General features: G+C 72.9%; 13 protein-coding genes. 1 reads left to right on the top strand and 12 read right to left on the bottom strand.

The window, feature by feature from the left end:
• Positions 1 to 64 precede the first annotated feature (64 nt).
• The 8 genes from AC2DFQ_RS11630 to AC2DFQ_RS11595 all read right to left on the bottom strand — a co-directional run bounded on the left by AC2DFQ_RS11630 (position 65) and on the right by AC2DFQ_RS11595 (position 10597).
• Positions 65 to 883 (bottom strand): FAS1-like dehydratase domain-containing protein, encoded by an 819-nt coding sequence (locus AC2DFQ_RS11630; protein WP_484534006.1) that lies wholly within the window; start codon positions 881 to 883, stop codon positions 65 to 67.
• Complete coding sequence (locus AC2DFQ_RS11625; RefSeq protein WP_484534005.1) at positions 880 to 2124, bottom strand: CaiB/BaiF CoA transferase family protein; 1245 nt, start codon at positions 2122 to 2124, stop codon at positions 880 to 882. The genes AC2DFQ_RS11630 and AC2DFQ_RS11625 overlap by 4 nt, the downstream gene beginning before the upstream one ends.
• The gene (locus tag AC2DFQ_RS11620) at positions 2121 to 3125 is read right to left on the bottom strand and encodes a hydroxymethylglutaryl-CoA lyase (protein ID WP_484534004.1); all 1005 of its coding nucleotides are present in this window, start codon (positions 3123 to 3125) and stop codon (positions 2121 to 2123) included. Before AC2DFQ_RS11620 ends, AC2DFQ_RS11625 begins: the two co-directional genes overlap by 4 nt.
• Complete coding sequence (locus tag AC2DFQ_RS11615) at positions 3122 to 4399, bottom strand: hydroxymethylglutaryl-CoA reductase, degradative (protein ID WP_484534003.1); 1278 nt, start codon at positions 4397 to 4399, stop codon at positions 3122 to 3124. Before AC2DFQ_RS11615 ends, AC2DFQ_RS11620 begins: the two co-directional genes overlap by 4 nt.
• A gap of 112 nt (positions 4400 to 4511) precedes the next feature.
• The gene (locus AC2DFQ_RS11610) at positions 4512 to 6443 is read right to left on the bottom strand and encodes a helix-turn-helix domain-containing protein (RefSeq protein WP_484534002.1); all 1932 of its coding nucleotides are present in this window, start codon (positions 6441 to 6443) and stop codon (positions 4512 to 4514) included.
• Between the two features lie 75 nt (positions 6444 to 6518).
• Positions 6519 to 7733, bottom strand: coding sequence for an amidohydrolase (locus AC2DFQ_RS11605; RefSeq protein ID WP_484510759.1), 1215 nt, complete (start codon positions 7731 to 7733; stop codon positions 6519 to 6521).
• A 110-nt stretch (positions 7734 to 7843) separates the two neighbouring features.
• Positions 7844 to 8854: a LacI family DNA-binding transcriptional regulator gene (locus AC2DFQ_RS11600; RefSeq protein WP_484510760.1), complete on the bottom strand. Its 1011-nt coding sequence runs from the start codon at positions 8852 to 8854 to the stop codon at positions 7844 to 7846.
• Positions 8855 to 8917: 63 nt separating this feature from the next.
• On the bottom strand, positions 8918 to 10597 hold the full coding sequence (locus tag AC2DFQ_RS11595; protein ID WP_484534001.1) for a glycoside hydrolase family 13 protein: 1680 nt from the start codon (positions 10595 to 10597) through the stop codon (positions 8918 to 8920).
• Positions 10598 to 11124: 527 nt separating this feature from the next.
• On the opposite strand from AC2DFQ_RS11595, the gene AC2DFQ_RS11590 reads away from it, so the two are divergent.
• Complete coding sequence (locus AC2DFQ_RS11590; RefSeq protein ID WP_484510762.1) at positions 11125 to 11655, top strand: adenine phosphoribosyltransferase; 531 nt, start codon at positions 11125 to 11127, stop codon at positions 11653 to 11655.
• A gap of 499 nt (positions 11656 to 12154) precedes the next feature.
• Here AC2DFQ_RS11590 and hpxO read toward each other — a convergent pair whose 3' ends face one another.
• The 4 genes from hpxO to AC2DFQ_RS11570 form a co-directional block, all read right to left on the bottom strand.
• A complete protein-coding gene (gene hpxO / locus AC2DFQ_RS11585; RefSeq protein WP_484510017.1) occupies positions 12155 to 13351 on the bottom strand; it encodes an FAD-dependent urate hydroxylase HpxO in 1197 nt (398 codons plus the stop codon).
• Positions 13348 to 13698, bottom strand: a complete 351-nt coding sequence (gene uraH / locus AC2DFQ_RS11580; protein ID WP_484510018.1) for a hydroxyisourate hydrolase — start codon at positions 13696 to 13698, stop codon at positions 13348 to 13350. The genes hpxO and uraH overlap by 4 nt, the downstream gene beginning before the upstream one ends.
• The gene (gene uraD / locus AC2DFQ_RS11575; protein ID WP_484534000.1) at positions 13695 to 14222 is read right to left on the bottom strand and encodes a 2-oxo-4-hydroxy-4-carboxy-5-ureidoimidazoline decarboxylase; all 528 of its coding nucleotides are present in this window, start codon (positions 14220 to 14222) and stop codon (positions 13695 to 13697) included. The genes uraH and uraD overlap by 4 nt, the downstream gene beginning before the upstream one ends.
• A gap of 73 nt (positions 14223 to 14295) precedes the next feature.
• On the bottom strand, positions 14296 to 14808 hold the full coding sequence (locus AC2DFQ_RS11570) for a CGNR zinc finger domain-containing protein (RefSeq protein WP_484533999.1): 513 nt from the start codon (positions 14806 to 14808) through the stop codon (positions 14296 to 14298).
• Positions 14809 to 14892: the final 84 nt, after the last annotated feature.

The following is a 14892-nucleotide window of genomic DNA, read 5'->3' as shown; positions in this document are numbered from 1 at the left end:
GTTCCGTCGTTTTTCGAGGGCGGATAGCGCGGAAAGTGGCGAGTCGACCGCGGGGGTTAGGGGGTCAGGCCCAGGTCACCGTCGCGGTGGCGAGGAGGACGTCGTCGGGGTCGACGGCCGTCACGGTTGTCGTGTCACCCGCGGTGCGGCCGGCGAAGCGGATCTCGCGCTCGACGAGGGTGGGGGCGACCGCCGTCACCGAGAGCCGCGCGACGGTGGCGTCGGGCGCGTGGCGGCGCGCCGCATCCATGAGGAGGATGCGGGTGAGGGGTCCGTGCACGAGGAGGTCGGGGAGGCCTTCGATCTCCCGTGCCCACGCCCGGTCGTAGTGGATGCGGTGGGTGTTGAAGGTGAGCGCGGAGAAGCGGAACAGCTGACGGATGTCGAGGACCGCCGAGTCCACCCAGTCGGCCTGGGCGGCGGCGTCGGCCGCACGGCGGGGTTCGCGCGCGGGCACGCCGGCGGGTTGCTGCTCGAGGAACACGTCATGCCACACGCTCCGGACGGCGACCTTCTCGCCCACGGCGTACTCGCGGAGGATGTCGACGAACACCAGGCGCCCGCTCGATCCGGTCTTGTCCACTACGGGCCCGAGCGACGTGGTCTGCCGCACCGCGTCGCCCAGGCGGAGGGGCGCGAGGAATTCGGTGTCCTCCCCGGCGTACATGCGCCGCGGAAGGTCGATCTCGGGTACCACGCCGTCGCGCGCCGGAGAGCCGTCGGGGCGGAGATCGGCGAGGGCGACGGCGAAGGGGAAGTACACCCCCTCCCATCCCGGCGGAAGTGCCGCGCCGTCGAGGAGGGGCGCGTCGGCGGCCGCGAAGGTGCCGCGGTACGCCTCCGCGGTCTCGGTGTCGAGAGCGCCGTGCCGCGCCGCGGTCATGGAATCACCCCGGTGGCCCGCAGCTCCGCGACCCGGGCGGCGTCGTACCCGGCGACACCGGCGAGCACCGCGTCGGCGTGCTCGGCGAACCGGTTGGCCGTGCGCGCCGCGGTGGCGGGGGTCTCGCTCAGCTTGATGGGCTGCCCGAACATCCGGAGCGTTCCGAGGTCGCCGTAGTCGGCCTCGACGATCATGTCCCGCTCGGCGGTGCCCGGGTCATCCACGACCTCGCCGATGTCCTTGATCGCGGTGAGGGGGATGACGTCGCCGGCGAGATCTTCGAGCTCGGCCTTCGTCCGATCGGCGAGCCATCCGGCGACGAGCGGCTGGACCTTGCGCTCGTAGACCTCCGGCGCGAAGCGTTTGCGCATGGAGTCGATCTCCGGGTCGTCCTTGACCTCGGGGGTGCCGAACAGGTCGCACGCGGCGTTCCAGAGCTTGTCGGTGTACGCGCCGAAGAACACCTGCCCGTCCCGGCAGGCGAACAGCTCGTACGGCCGCACCCACGCGTGCGCATTGCCGGCCGGGGTCGCCACCGTGCCCGAGACGGTGTAATCCACGACGGCGGTCTCGGTGAGGGCGAGGATGCTGTCCACCTGCGCGACGTCCACGAGCTGACCCACCCCCGTGCGCTCCGCGTGCCGGAGTGCGGCCAGGGCGCCGACCACGCCGAACAGGGTCGCGGAGAGATCGCCGATCGTGACGCCGACGCGCACCGGCGGGGAATCCGGGTACCCGTTCATCGACCACAGCCCGCCGGCCGCCTGTGCGGTGTTGTCGAACGCGGGGCGGCGGCTGCGCGACCCCGTCTGGCCGTACCCCGAGATCGCGAGGTAGACCAGGCGGGGGTTGATCTTGCGCAGCACGTCGTAGCCCACCCCCAGCTTGGCCATCGTCCCGGGCCGGAAATTCTCCACGAGGATGTCGGCCTTCGCGACCAGGTCCTTCAGCACGTCGGTGCCCCCGGAAGCGGCCAGGTCCAGGGCCATCCCGAGCTTGCCGCGGTTGTACTGGGCGTAATACGCGCTGAACTCCTCGTCGCCGTCGGTCAGGTAGGGCGGGAACCCGCGAGAGACGTCCGGGTCGCGCGGGTTCTCGATCTTGACCACGGTGGCGCCCAGGTCGGCGAGCATCTGCGCGGCGTAGGGTCCTGCGAGCACCCGCGACAGGTCGAGGACGAGCACGCCGCTCAGCGCCCCGGGCGAGGGGAGGAGGGCGGCGGACTGCGAGGCGTCGGTCATGGTCGAGGTGCTTCCTGAGCGGGGGTGGTCGGGTGGGGGTGGGCGGCGTCGAGCGCCCCGGCGGCGGCGAGCGCCCGGGCCACGCGGGAGGGCGCAGGGACCCCGCGCACCTCTGCGAGCCAGGCCGTCGTGCGCGCGAGGGCGATCAGGTCGAGCCCCGTGTCGATGCCCAGCCCCTGCAGCATCCACACCAGATCCTCCGTGGCGAGGTTACCGGTGGCTCCGCGCGCGTACGGGCATCGCCCGAGCCCCCCGACCGAGGCGTCGAACTCGACGATGCCCAGGCGCAGAGCCTCCCGGACGTTCGCGAGGGCCTGCCCGTAGGTGTCGTGCAGGTGCAGTGCGATCGCATCCGCCGGCACGCCGGCGTCGCGCACGGCGGCGACGACGGCCGCGACCTGCCCCGGGGTCGCGACGCCGATCGTGTCGCCCAGCGCGATGGTCGTGCAGCCGGCATCCCGGAGGGACGCCGCCGTCTCGGCGACGACGGCGGCATCGACCGCCCCCTCCCACGGGTCGCCGAACGCCATCGACACGTAGCCGCGCACGCGGATGCCGCGTGCCCGTGCCGTCTCCGCCGTCTCCATGGCCCGCCGCAGCGCCGAACGGCGGTCGGCGTTGAGGTTCGCGCGCGCAAACGCTTCCGTGGCGCTGGCCACCACCGCGACCTCGGTCACGCCCGCTCCCTGCGCATCGTCGAGGCCGCGGAGGTTGGGTACGAGCGCCACGGCGCGAGCGCCCGCCGGGGTCTCGAGCCGAGCGAACACGTCCGCGGCGTCGGCGAGCTGCGGGATCCATGACGGGGGAACGAAGCTCGACACCTCGAGGTCGCGGACCCCGGCCGCGTAGAGCCGCCTGCAGAGCTCGACCTTGACGGGTGCGGGTACCGGATCGGGTTCAGCCTGCAGGCCGTCGCGCGGTCCGACCTCGTAGACGCGCACGCGCGCGGGCAACCCGTCGATGGGGGCGACGAGGGGATGCGGTATCCAGGCGGGCGTCATACCGGCGCCTGCTCTCGCAGCTGCGCGAGCACCTCCCGTGCGTACTCGACGCGGATGTTGCGGTCGGCCACGATCCGCTCGGCGACGGCGCCGACCTCCTCGACGGTGGCGCCGGCGCTGGCGGCGATGGTGCGGGCGTGGAGCGTCATGTGGCCCCGCTGGATGCCCTCGGCGGCCAGAGCCCGCACGGCGGCGAGGTTCTGGGCGAGGCCCACCGCCGCGATGGTGCCCGCCAGCTCGCGCGCCGTCTGCACGCCGAGGAGGCGCACCGCTGCCTGCGCGGTCGGGTGCACGCGGGTGGCGCCGCCGACCAGGCCGACCGCCAGCGGCACCTCGAGCGTTCCGGTGAGGTTGCCGTCGGCGTCCTTCTCGAAGCTCGAGAGCGCGCGGTAGCGACCGTCGCGCGCGGCGTGCGAGTGGCACCCGGCTTCGACGGCGCGGGTGTCGTTGCCGGTGGCCAGCACGACGGCGGTGATGCCGTTCATGATGCCCTTGTTGTGGGTGGCGGCGCGGTACGGGTCGGCCTCGGCGAACGCGCTCGCCGCCACGATGTCGTCGACGACCTGGGCCCCGCCGAGCATCTCCGCGTCGAACGTGGCGCGGGCGCGCGTGAGGCGCAGGTCGGCCTTGTTGCTCAGGATGCGCAGGAGCGTGCGGCCTCCCGCGATCGAGGCGACGCGGGGGGCGAGGGCCTCGGCCATGGTGTTGACCGCGTTGGCGCCCATCGCGTCGCGGACGTCGACGTGCAGGTGCAGGATGACGTGCGTCCCGACGCGTGTGGGGAGCGTGCGCACAGCGATGTCGCGGGCACCGCCGCCGAGACCGACCAGTACGCGGTCCTGCTGGTTGGCCAGCTCGAGCAGCTCCTCCCGGGCTTCGAGCAGGCGCAGGCGCGCCGCATCCGGATCCACGGCGTCGAGCACCTGGACCTGGGCGATCATGAGGTCGCCGGAGTGCGAGGTGGAGAACCCGCCGTGCCCGCGGGCGATGCGTGCCGCGTTGGAGGCGGCTGCCACGACGCTCGGCTCCTCGGTGGCCATCGGGACGAGCCGGTCGATCCCGTCGACGCGGAAGTTCGTCGCGACGCCGACGGGGATGCCGATCATGCCGACGACGTTCTCGATCATGTGGTCGGCCTGATCGAGCCGCAGGCCGGAGGAGGGCCGGAGGGCGGCGAGGGCCTCAGCATCCACTCCCGCGGCCGCGCCGACGAGGGCCAGCCGTTCGTCGGGAGTGTGGTCGCGGAGGCCGGACAGGCGGCTGGAAATCGGCATCGATGCTCCTTCTCGCGCGGCGGTGGGCCGCCGTCCACGGCGATCACGATGCCGCGCGATCCTCAACCTAGGGGGCGCGCGGGCCGGGGCGTATGGGCCCGTCGCCCACGTATCACCGGGAGGAGTGGGGCGTGCTCACACTCGCGAGCCGTTCCCGCAGCTCGTCCAGCCGCACCGCGAGCGAGAGGCGGAAGAGCCGTTCGTCGTCGCGCCAGCCGGCCCCGAGCACCGCGTCGAGGCGGTCCAGACGCTGCAAGATCGTGTTGGGGTGGAACGTGAGCGCCCGCGCGGCGCGGGTGGGGCTCGCCCCCGATCGGATGAAGGCGCGGAGCGTCGCGAGCAGTTCGGTGCCGCGCGCCGCGTCGTAGGCGCGGACCGGGCCGAGCTGGGTGTCGAGGAAGGCACGGAGGGAGTGCTGGTCGGGGTCGAGCACAGCCGCGTAGGGCAGCAGGTCATCGGTGGCCGCAGCCCCGTCGGAGATCTCCAGCCCCCGGAGGATGCGGAGGGCGCGCCGCGCCAGGTCGTACCGCTCGGCGGCCGACCCATGCCCGGCGGGACTGTCGACGGCGACCACGCGGTCATCCAGAGCGTCGCTCAGCAGCGCGTGGAGGGCGGCGGCCTCGGAGCCGGTGCGATCGCCGGGGGCCAGGACCACGAGGCTCCCGTCGATCTCTCCGACGAGGCCCACCGTGTCCAGGCGCCGCCGGAGCACCCGGAGGGCGTCGGGGCGGCGGTCTCCGGGCACCGCGACCAGCACGAGCCGGTCCAGCCCGGCGAGGTCCAGACCTGCCCGCCGCACCCGTGCGCTCACGTCGGCGATGCGATCGGGCGAGGCCCGCACGATATCGGTCACGAGGTCGCCCTGCTGGCGCTGGTGCGCGTCGAGCACCGCCTCTTCCGAGAGAGCCAGCAGCGCGCCCACCTGCGCGGCGCGTTCGACGGTGCGGAGGTCCACGGCCCCCAGGTCGAAGTCGCCCACCTCGATGTGCACGGCACCGAAGTGCCGCGCGCCCGCCGACAGGGCTGCGACGACACGGTGGCCCCCGCCGGCGTCCACGGTGGCGGCGTGACCGGACGCCCGGCTCGTCGCCACGGCGGCATCGAGCGCGTCCGTGCCGCCGTCGCGTGCGAGGGCCGCGGTGTCCCCGGCTCCGGCGCGTTCGTTCCCGCGCTCGTCGACGATCCGCACGGCACGATCGAGGGTGCCCGCCAGGGTCTCGGCGATGCGGGAGAAACCGCCGCCCGTCAGAACGGCGGAGACGAGGTGCTGGTGCACCGTGTTGGCGCGGTCGCGCTCGGCCAGGTGCGCCGACAGCCGCTCGACGGCGGCGCGCGCCTCCTCTTCGGAGCGGCGCAGTGACCGCAACGTGCCGGCGGTCTGCAGCACGATCGAGGCGTGGTCGGCCAGGGCGGACAGCAGCGCGGTCTGGTCGGGGGTGAAGGTGCGCTCCTGGCGCATCGAGACGAAGAGCACGCCGAGCACGGTGGTCTCGGTGCGCAGCGGTACGCCGAGCATCGAGACGATGCCTTCCGCCGCGACCGCGTCGTCGATGACCGGTTCGCGCCGGTCGGCGGCATAGTCGGCGTAGCGGCTGACCGCCTGAGCCGTGCCGGTCTCCACGACCACGCTCGCGAGACCCCGACCGGGCGGTACGACCAGCTCACGGAACTCCGCCGACACCGCCCCGTAGGTCGCGCGCACCTGCAGCTGCCCGGTCTCCGGGGCGTACTCGGACAGGTACGTCACGTCGGAGCCGAGCATGTCGTGCGCGCGCTCGACCAGCCGAGTGAGGAGCGCGTCGGTGTCGCGGACGCCGGCGAGCTCGCGGGCGCTGGAGAACAGCGCCGACAGTTCTTGCTCGCGGCGACGGAGGCCCTCCACTTCGCGGCGCGCGGCCTCGACGACGGGGACGGATGCGGCGGCTTCCGGCATCGTGCGCAACCGCGAAAGGGCATCGGGAGTGCGGCCGGCCACCGCATCCACGACGGCGCGCACCAGCGTCTCGTCACGAGCGCCGGGCGCATCGTCGCGGAGCAGGCTCATGTGCTCATTGTTCACGATCGCCCGCGGTCCGTGTGCTCCCGGCACATGCCCTCCCCGGCGAGGGAGGGCCAGGGGTCAGGCGAGGAACTCGCGCGCGGCCACGACGAGGTTCTCCACGCCACGGCTGAGGGTCGGCTGGAGCACCGGGGCGAAGAACGGCGAGTGGTTCGTGGGGATGCGGCTCTCCACGGCGCCGGCGGCCAGCGCGTCGGCGTAGGTCTGCGGGTCGGCACCGCCCCAGAACCAGAACACCAGGGGGGCGCCGGAGTCGCGCGCGAACCACGAGACGTCCTCACTGCCGGTGAACATCCCGGGGTCAACGACGCTCCCCGCACCGAACGCATGCTCGAAGGCGGCGGTCAGGCGGGCGGTGGCATCCGCGTCGTTGATGGTGGGCGGGAGGGTGTGGAGGGTGGAGATCGTGGGCGTCTGCTCGGCGCCGGATGCCACGGCCTCGGCTCGCACGATCCGTTCGACCTTCTCGAGCACGCGGTCGCGCGCCGCGTCGTCGGGGTAGCGCAGGCTGAGTTCGAGGCGAGCCTCCGCGGGGATGATGTTGTTCTTCAGGCCCGCGTGGATGGCGCCGACGGTGACGACCGCGACATCGCGGGGGTCGACCTCACGCGAGACGATCGTCTGAAGGCGCATCACGGTGGCCGCGGCCATCACGATGGGGTCGATCGTGGCCTGCGGGCGCGACCCGTGCCCGCCCCGCCCGTGGAGCACGACGGTGAGCCCGTCGGAGGCGGCCATCTGGGTGCCCGGGCGGACGCCGATGACGCCGGCGGGAAGGGGCGTCACGTGCTGACCGAGGACGATGTCGGGCGTGGGATAGCGCTCCAGCACGCCGTCCGCGATCATCGCCTGCGATCCCGAGCCGTACTCCTCGGCGGGCTGGAACACCGCCACGACGGTGCCCGACCAGTCGGCGCGGGTGGCGACGAGCCGCTCGAGGGCCCCGAGGAGCGCGCTGACGTGCATGTCGTGTCCGCACGCGTGCATCACCGGCACCTCCGCGCCCGACGGATCCGTGCCGCGGGCCGTGCTGGCGTAGTCGAGGCCCGTGCGCTCCTCGACGGGAAGCGCATCCATGTCGGCGCGGAGCCACACGACCGGGCCGTCGCCGTTGCGGATCGCGGCCACCACACCGGTGCGCCCGACGCCCTCCTCGGCCTCGAGCCCGAGCTCGGTGAGGTGCCGCACGATCACGCCGGCCGTGCGCGTCTCCTGGAACGACAGCTCCGGATGGCGGTGCAGATCGCGGTACAGGCTCTCCAGGTCGATACTCATCCCCCGAGCCTAGGGCCGCGAGCCCGCGCGCCGTCGTCCCGCGCTTCTCGCGGCCCGCGCTCCGGTTGGGGGCGCAGCATCCGCGGGGCGCGGGGTGCCGGCCGCGGTGTTCAGCGCCGCCGCGCCGTCGTGCCGCGGACGACCAGCTCGAACGGCAGGGGCGTGGGGAGGTGCGGGACGGATGCGGGCGACTCCAGCTCCGCGACGATCGCGTCGCCGGCAAGCTCGCCCTGCCCGCGGGGGAACTGGTCGATCGTGGTCAGGCGGAAGAACTCGCCCAGCTCATGTCCGTCCACGCCGATCACCGAGAGATCCTCCGGAACGCGGTACCCGAGTTCGCGGGCGGCCAGCAGCGCGCCGATCGCCATCTCATCGGATGCGGAGAACAGGGCCGTGGGGCGGCTTCCGGGCCGCCCGAGCAGCTGCTTGGCCGCGCGGAACCCGCCCTCGATGGTGAAGTCCGCCGGCTCGAACAGGGCCGGGAGCACCGGCACCCCCGCATCCGCCAACGCCCGCTCGAAGCCCTGCCGCCGCCGCGTGGGGATGTGGAAGTCGATGTCGAACTGGGCGTTGGCCCCGATGTGCGCGATGCGCGTGTGACCGAGGGAGAGCAGGTGCTCGGTCGCGAGCCGTGCCACGGCGGTGTCGTCGACCGTGAGCGTCCTCAGTTGCGGGTTCGGCCCGCCGATCGCGATGACCGGGATGCCGAGGTCGTGCAGGCGCTGCGACTCCTCCGCGCCGAGCTCGATCGAGATGGCGATGATCCCGTCGATGCGGCGCCGGCGCAGGAAGGTCTCGAAGACCGTGCGCCGCTCGGCGGGGTCGTCGGTCACGCTGTACAGCGTGATGTCGTACCCGCGCCGCATGAGCGCCGCGGCGACCCCGCTGAGCACCGTGCTGAAGAACCAGCGATCGACGAAGGGCACGAGCACGCCGACATTGCGCGTGCGCCCGGAGGCCAGGCTCGACGCCGACGCCGAGACCACGTATCCGAGGTCTTCCGCCGCGGCGATCACGCGCGCCCGGGATGCGTCCGAGACATGGCCGCGTCCGCTGAGCGCGCGCGACACCGTCGCGGTGGACACGCCCGCTCGCCGCGCGACCTCGTCGATACTCACCATTGACGGTTGCCCCTCACGGGATGCTCCGCCTCGGCGCGCTCGGTCGGCACGGGCTCCGCGGCGTCAGCCCGCGGCGACCCACACCGTCGTGTCGACGGGAATCCCCTCCGGTGCGAGCGGACCGCTCGCGGCCACGAGCGTACCCTCCGGCAGCGGCACAGTGGTGCTGCTGACGTTCGCCACGACCGTGAGATCGCCCCGGCGGAACGCCACGACGCCGTCGCCGAAGCCGTCGAGCCAGTCCAGCGCGCCACTGCCGAGGCCCCGTGCGCGACGCTCGGTCAGCAGCGCGCGGTAGAGCGAGAGCGTCGAGTCCGGGTCGCCCACCTGGGCGTCGCGGGCGAGCCCCGCCCACTCGGACGGCTGCGGCAGCCACGACTCTCCGGTCTCGCTGAACCCGTAGGCCGGCGCCGACGCGCTCCACGGGATCGGTACGCGGCATCCATCGCGTCCGTAGCGCGCTCCCTCGGTGCGGAACCACGTCGGATCCTGGCGCGCGTCGTCGGGCAGATCGATGACCTCGGGAAGCCCGAGCTCCTCGCCCTGGTAGATGTAGGCCGACCCGGGGAGGGCGAGCATGAGCGTCGTGGCCGCCCGCGCGCGGCGAAGGCCGACCTCCGGGATGGGCTTCCCGGGGGACTTGGGCCCGATTCCGGCACCCTGCGGGTTCTCGGCGGTCAGAGCGAGGCGCGACGCGTGGCGGACCACGTCGTGGTTGGACAGCACCCACGTGCTCGGCGCGCCCACCGACGGGTACACCTCGATCGACTCGGCGATGACGGAGCGGAGGGCGGCGGCATCCCACGGCGTCTCGAGGTACTCGAAGTTGAAGGCCTGGTGCATCTCGTCGGGGCGCACCCACAGCGCGGTCTGGGCGACGCTGGGCATCCAGGCCTCGGCGCACAGGGCGCGATCGCCGTCGTACTCGGCGAGGAGCGCATGCCAGTCGCGGTAGATCTCGTGCACTCCCGGCTGGCCCCAGTACGGCACCGAACCCTCGTCGCCGCCCATGGACCCGGCATCCGGGTTGGGCGTGTAGTCGGGGAGGCCCGCTTCCTTCACGAGTCCGTGCGCGACGTCGACGCGGAAGCCGTCAACGCCCCGGTCGAGCCAGAATCGCAGGATGCGGCGGAACTCCTCACGCACTTCCTCGTTCGACCAGTCGAAGTCGGGCTGCGAGGCGTCGAAGAGGTGCAGGTACCACTGGCCGGGTGTGCCGTCGGCCTCCATGATGCGGGTCCAGGCCGGCCCGCCGAAGACCGACTCCCAGTTGTTCGGCGGCAGCTCGCCGTTCTCGCCGGTGCCGTCCCGGAACATGTACCGCGCGCGCTCGGGGCTGCCGGGGGCGGCGGCCAGAGCGGCCTGGAACCACTCGTGCTGGTCGGAGGAGTGGTTGGGGACCAGGTCGACGATGATGCGGATGCCGCGGTCATGCGCGCCGGCGAGCATGTCGTCGAAGTCGCCGAGCGTGCCGAACAGCGGGTCGACGTCGCAGTAGTCGGCGACGTCGTATCCCGCGTCCTTCTGCGGCGAACGCTGGAACGGGCTCAGCCAGATCGCGTCGATGCCGAGATCACGCAGGTCATCCAGGTGAGAGGTGACCCCGGGCAGGTCGCCGACGCCGTCGCCGGAGCTGTCGGCGAAGGAGCGGGGGTAGATCTGGTAGATGACGGCGGTGCGCCACCACTCGGATCCGGGCGCGGTGGCCGTGTCGGCGCGAGCGTCCTCTTGCGTGAAAGTCATGCCGAACAGGCTACTGCAAACGCTTACATGGTTGGCGATGCCGGGGCCATCCCGTGCCGCTCCGTGCCGGCGGTGGGCCCGCGGTGTGGCTGCGGTGTGCCGGCAGTGTGGCGCTGGTGTGCCGGCGATGGGGCGCCGCTGGGTCGGCGGTGGGGCGCCTCGTGCCGCTCCGTGCCGCCACTGGGTCGGCGGTGTGGCGCTGGTGTGTCGGCGGTGGGGCGCAGCTGTATCGGGGGTGGGGCGCCGCTGTGCCGGCGGCGGGGCGCCGGTGTGCCGGCGGTGTGACCGGGGTGCTTCCCGCGGGTTTTCCTGCGGTTTGGGGGCGGTCCGCGGGAACGGGGGCAGTTATGCGTGTTGGGGCGTGTGGGCTCCCGCGCATTCCCGCGAGTTCCGCGCTAGTTCCGCGGGTTTGGGCGCCCGGGGTGCGTTGGGGCGTGATGCGCGCGCCCCAACGCAACGGATCCGCCCGAAACCCACCCGAGCCCGGGCGGCCCGGGGGATCGGGTGTGCGCGGGTATGGTGGGCGGGTGTCCGAACACTCCGCCGACCTGGCTCGCGCCGAGGGCCTGATCGGCAGCATCCCCGATTACCCGGAAGCGGGCGTCGTCTTCCGTGACATCACCCCGCTGCTGGCCGACGCTGCAGCGCTGCGCACCTGCATCGATGGCCTGCTCGCCCCCTTCGCGGGCGAGTTCGACGTCGTAGCGGGCATCGAGGCGCGCGGATTCCTCCTTGCCGGAGCCGCCGCGATCGCGGCTCAGTCGGGTCTGGTCCCGATCCGCAAGGCCGGCAAGCTCCCGCGCCCCGCCGCATCCGTCTCGTACGCGCTGGAGTACGGCACGGCCGAGATCGAGATGCACGACGACCTCGCCCCCGGTGCGCGCGTGCTGCTGCTCGACGACGTCCTGGCCACCGGCGGCACGATCGCCGCGGCGCGCGAGTTGGTCGAGCAGCTGGGTGGCACCGTGGTCGGGAGCGCGGTCCTGCTGGAGATCGACGCCCTCGGCGGGCGTGAGGCGCTCGGCGACGCGCCCCTGCACGCGCTCTTCCACGTCTGAGGCGGCAGAGGCCGCACCGCCGTCCGCACCGCCGGTCTCGGCGGCCCGCGCGCGTGATTGCCGAGCGGGGAGCCGGCCCCTCCCGGCCGGCGGAGACCCCGACGAGGTCTTGAGGTCTACCCCGGATGCGGCATGGGGGGCGCGGTCGCAAGGGACCGAGGCTCGTCTGTCGTTCAGAACTCAGGAGAATCCGCCCGTTCGGCCCCGTGTCACCGGTGGCGAGGCCGGAATCTCCTGAGTTTCGCGCGCTCGGGCGCGATGCCGCCGGGGAGGTTGCCGCCGCGAGGTTGCCGCCCTGGGAGGCGGAGATCTCCTGAGTTCAGGTGGGGCGCGGGGGCAAGGGCTGAGGCCCGTTCGTCGTTCAGAACTCAGGAGAATCGGCCCGTCCGGCCCCGTGTCACCGGTGGCGAGGCCGGAATCTCCTGAGTTTTGCGCGCTCAGGCGGGATGCCGCCCGCGAGGTTGCCGCGGGCCTGGAGGCCGAGATCCTGAGTTCTGCGTCAGGCCAGGATGCCGCCGCCGAGGTTGACCGGGCTGCCCTCGATGTTGCCGACGATCCCGCGGATCACCCCGGTGCCGTCCTCGCGGCGGAGCCCGTCGTACCAGGCCTCCGTCACGGCGGGGTCGAACGCGTGGGTCTCCACCGCGCGCTTGCGGGCGCGCAGCACGAGGTCGCCCGCCCGCTCGGAGCGGATGCGCTGGTACCGCGCCAATGCGTCCTCGACGCCGAGGGTGTTCGTGGCGAACACGATGCCGAGGGCGAAGCTGTCCTCCAGCGCCGAGCACGCCCCCTGCCCGATGTCGGGCGTGGTGTTGTGGGCGGCGTCCCCGAGGATCGCCACCCGCCCCCGCACCCACGTGTGGAACGGGTCGATGTCCCAGATCTCCACGCGATTGAGGGATGCGGCGGGGTCGATGGCGTCCAGGAGCGCCCGCACCCCCGGTGCGCCCCACGCCCCGAACGCGTCCTCGAGCGGCTGCTTCCCGTCGGCGTCGCGGTCATACGGCAGCCCCGCGGGCTGCGGTACGTCGACGAAGAAGTAGAACCGGTCGCCGGCGACCGGCATGACCGCGCAGCGCTTCCCCTCCGCGACGTAGGTGGTCCACTGGTTCGGCGGGCTGATCCGCTCGTCGATCGGCACGAGCCCGTTGAAGTTCGTGTACCCCGAGTAGGTGCGCTCGGGCCGGGTCGCCGCATCCGCCGTGACGTAATCGCGGGTGAACGAGCGCGCGCCGTCGGCGCCGATGAGGAGGTCACCGGTGTCAGTCGTGCCGTCGGCGAAGGTCGCCGTGACGGTGGTGCCGTCGTCGTCGATCCCGACCAGGCGCATGCCGAGATGGATGCGGCTCAGCCCGACCCTCTCCATCAGCAACGCCTGCAGGTCGGCGCGTGCGACGGGATACGCGCGCTGACCGGTCTGCGTCGTGACCGGCTCGAGGCTGAACCGGCACATCTGCTCGCCGGTGTGTCCGTCGATGTACGCCATGTCGTCCATCTGGCCGCCCAGGGCCGCCACCTCGTCGGTGAGGCCGAGCCAGTTGAGCACCTTCACGCCGTTGGACCACAGCGACAACGCGGCGCCGACGGGCTTGTTCTCGCGCATCTGGTCGTAGACGACCACGTCGTGCCCGAGGCGCTGAAGGGCGATCGCAGCGCTCGTGCCGCCGATGCCGGCGCCGATGATGAGAACCTTCATGACCCGCGGTAGGTGGAGTAGGCGAACGGGCTCAGGAGCAGGGGCACGTGCAGGTGCCGCCCCGAGTCGTCGGCGGTGAAGGTCACCGTCACGTACGGGTGGAAGGTCGCCGTGCCGCGGGCGGCGAAGTACTCGCCGGTGAGGAATGTCAGGGAGTAGTCGCCGGCGTCGAGCCGATCGGGTCCGAGCGCTACGCGGCCGTCGTCGTCGGTCGCGCCGTGCGCGACGATCGCGCCCGGTGCCTCTGCGGTCACGGCCCCGCCGGAGGCGTGGGTGAGCACGACGGCGACTCCCGCCGCAGGCTCGCCCGTCGCCGCATCCAGGACGTGGGTGGTCAGCTGGCTCACTCGGGGTCCTCGGGTGTCGGCGCGCTGTCGTCGGAGATCGTGGCGCGCAGCCTGAGCAGGGCGATCTCGGCGAGCTGCGCGGTGGCTTCGGCGGTCTCGACATCGGGGGCGTTGCCCATCCGGCGCTGGAGTTCGGCCAGCATCTCGGTGGGGGTGCGGCCGGCCGCGCGGATGAGGAAGACCCGTCCGAAGCGCTCCTCATAGGCGGCGTTGCCTGCGGCGATCGCGGCGGTGACGTCGTCGCCGGCGGCCGACATGGACGCCTGCTCACGCCGGGATGCGGCGGCTTCCGCGCCGCCGCCGCTGACCCGGGCGCCGATGCGCGGATGGTGGGCGAGCGCGGCCTCGAGGTCGGCCGGCGCCCACGTCGCCGCGAGCGCACCGGCGTACGCCGCAAGCGCGCCGACCGAGGCGTACGGGCGGCCTTCGACCACCGCATCCACCCACCCGGGCACGGCGGCCCACACCCGCACGATGGCCGCGGCATCGGCCGGATCGGCGCTGTTGAACTCATCCAACTCCATGTCGGTCACGCTAGCGCCGCCGCGTTTCCGGCTCGTGACACGGCGGCGGGGTGCCCGCGTCGGGGTGGGTCGGCTAGCTGTCCGTGCGCGCGGTCGCGCTGCGCCGGCGGTCGGCATGAGCCCGGGCTTTCATCCGGTTTCCGCAGGTGCCCATGGAGCACCATCTGGCGGTGCCCGGGCGGCTGCGGTCGACGAGGAAGAGGGTGCACTCGTCGTTCGCGCAGGCGCGCAGGCGTCCGGGCAGCTGGTCCATCACGGCCGACCACGCCAGCACAGCGCGCACCCCGAGCCGTTCGTCATCCGGTGCCTGCAGTTGCCAGTGGACCCCGCCCTGCTGCACGTGGGGGGTGAGTGCGGCGGTGCTGATCGAAGAGCGGAGCTCGTCCAGACCGGCGGTGTCGCCGCGGATGACCGCCTGCAGCGCGCCCCGCACTCCCTGGAGGTGACGAATCTCGGCCTCCGATCCCGTGCCGCCGAACCGCTGCGCGATCCCGGCACCGGCCGCGCCGTCCAGAACGTCGGTGTGCACGCCCCGAACCACGGGCGCGCTGTTCAGCAGCGCCATCAACAGCTCCTCGTCGCCCATCCCGCGTATCCCTCCGTGTCGACCTCGCTCTGGCTGCCGGTCGCCCTTTCATGCTAGCGTCCGGCTAACCAGTTAACCAACGTA

Source organism: Microbacterium sp. Z11_20, from assembly GCF_057197605.1.
Note: the sequence above shows the minus strand (reverse complement) of the source record. Positions and strands in the feature narration are given on the sequence as shown.

Bases quoted from the DNA above. Each gene is read 5' to 3' on its own strand.
- AC2DFQ_RS11630 (WP_484534006.1), bottom strand. From the start codon at position 883: ATGACCGCGGCGCGGCACGGCGCTCTCGACACCGAGACCGCGGAGGCG.
- AC2DFQ_RS11625 (WP_484534005.1), bottom strand. From the start codon at position 2,124: ATGACCGACGCCTCGCAGTCCGCCGCCCTCCTCCCCTCGCCCGGGGCG.
- AC2DFQ_RS11620 (WP_484534004.1), bottom strand. From the start codon at position 3,125: ATGACGCCCGCCTGGATACCGCATCCCCTCGTCGCCCCCATCGACGGG.
- AC2DFQ_RS11615 (WP_484534003.1), bottom strand. From the start codon at position 4,399: ATGCCGATTTCCAGCCGCCTGTCCGGCCTCCGCGACCACACTCCCGAC.
- AC2DFQ_RS11610 (WP_484534002.1), bottom strand. From the start codon at position 6,443: ATGAGCCTGCTCCGCGACGATGCGCCCGGCGCTCGTGACGAGACGCTG.
- AC2DFQ_RS11605 (WP_484510759.1), bottom strand. From the start codon at position 7,733: ATGAGTATCGACCTGGAGAGCCTGTACCGCGATCTGCACCGCCATCCG.
- AC2DFQ_RS11600 (WP_484510760.1), bottom strand. From the start codon at position 8,854: ATGGTGAGTATCGACGAGGTCGCGCGGCGAGCGGGCGTGTCCACCGCG.
- AC2DFQ_RS11595 (WP_484534001.1), bottom strand. From the start codon at position 10,597: ATGACTTTCACGCAAGAGGACGCTCGCGCCGACACGGCCACCGCGCCC.
- hpxO (WP_484510017.1), bottom strand. From the start codon at position 13,351: ATGAAGGTTCTCATCATCGGCGCCGGCATCGGCGGCACGAGCGCTGCG.
- uraD (WP_484534000.1), bottom strand. From the start codon at position 14,222: ATGGAGTTGGATGAGTTCAACAGCGCCGATCCGGCCGATGCCGCGGCC.
- AC2DFQ_RS11570 (WP_484533999.1), bottom strand. From the start codon at position 14,808: ATGGGCGACGAGGAGCTGTTGATGGCGCTGCTGAACAGCGCGCCCGTG.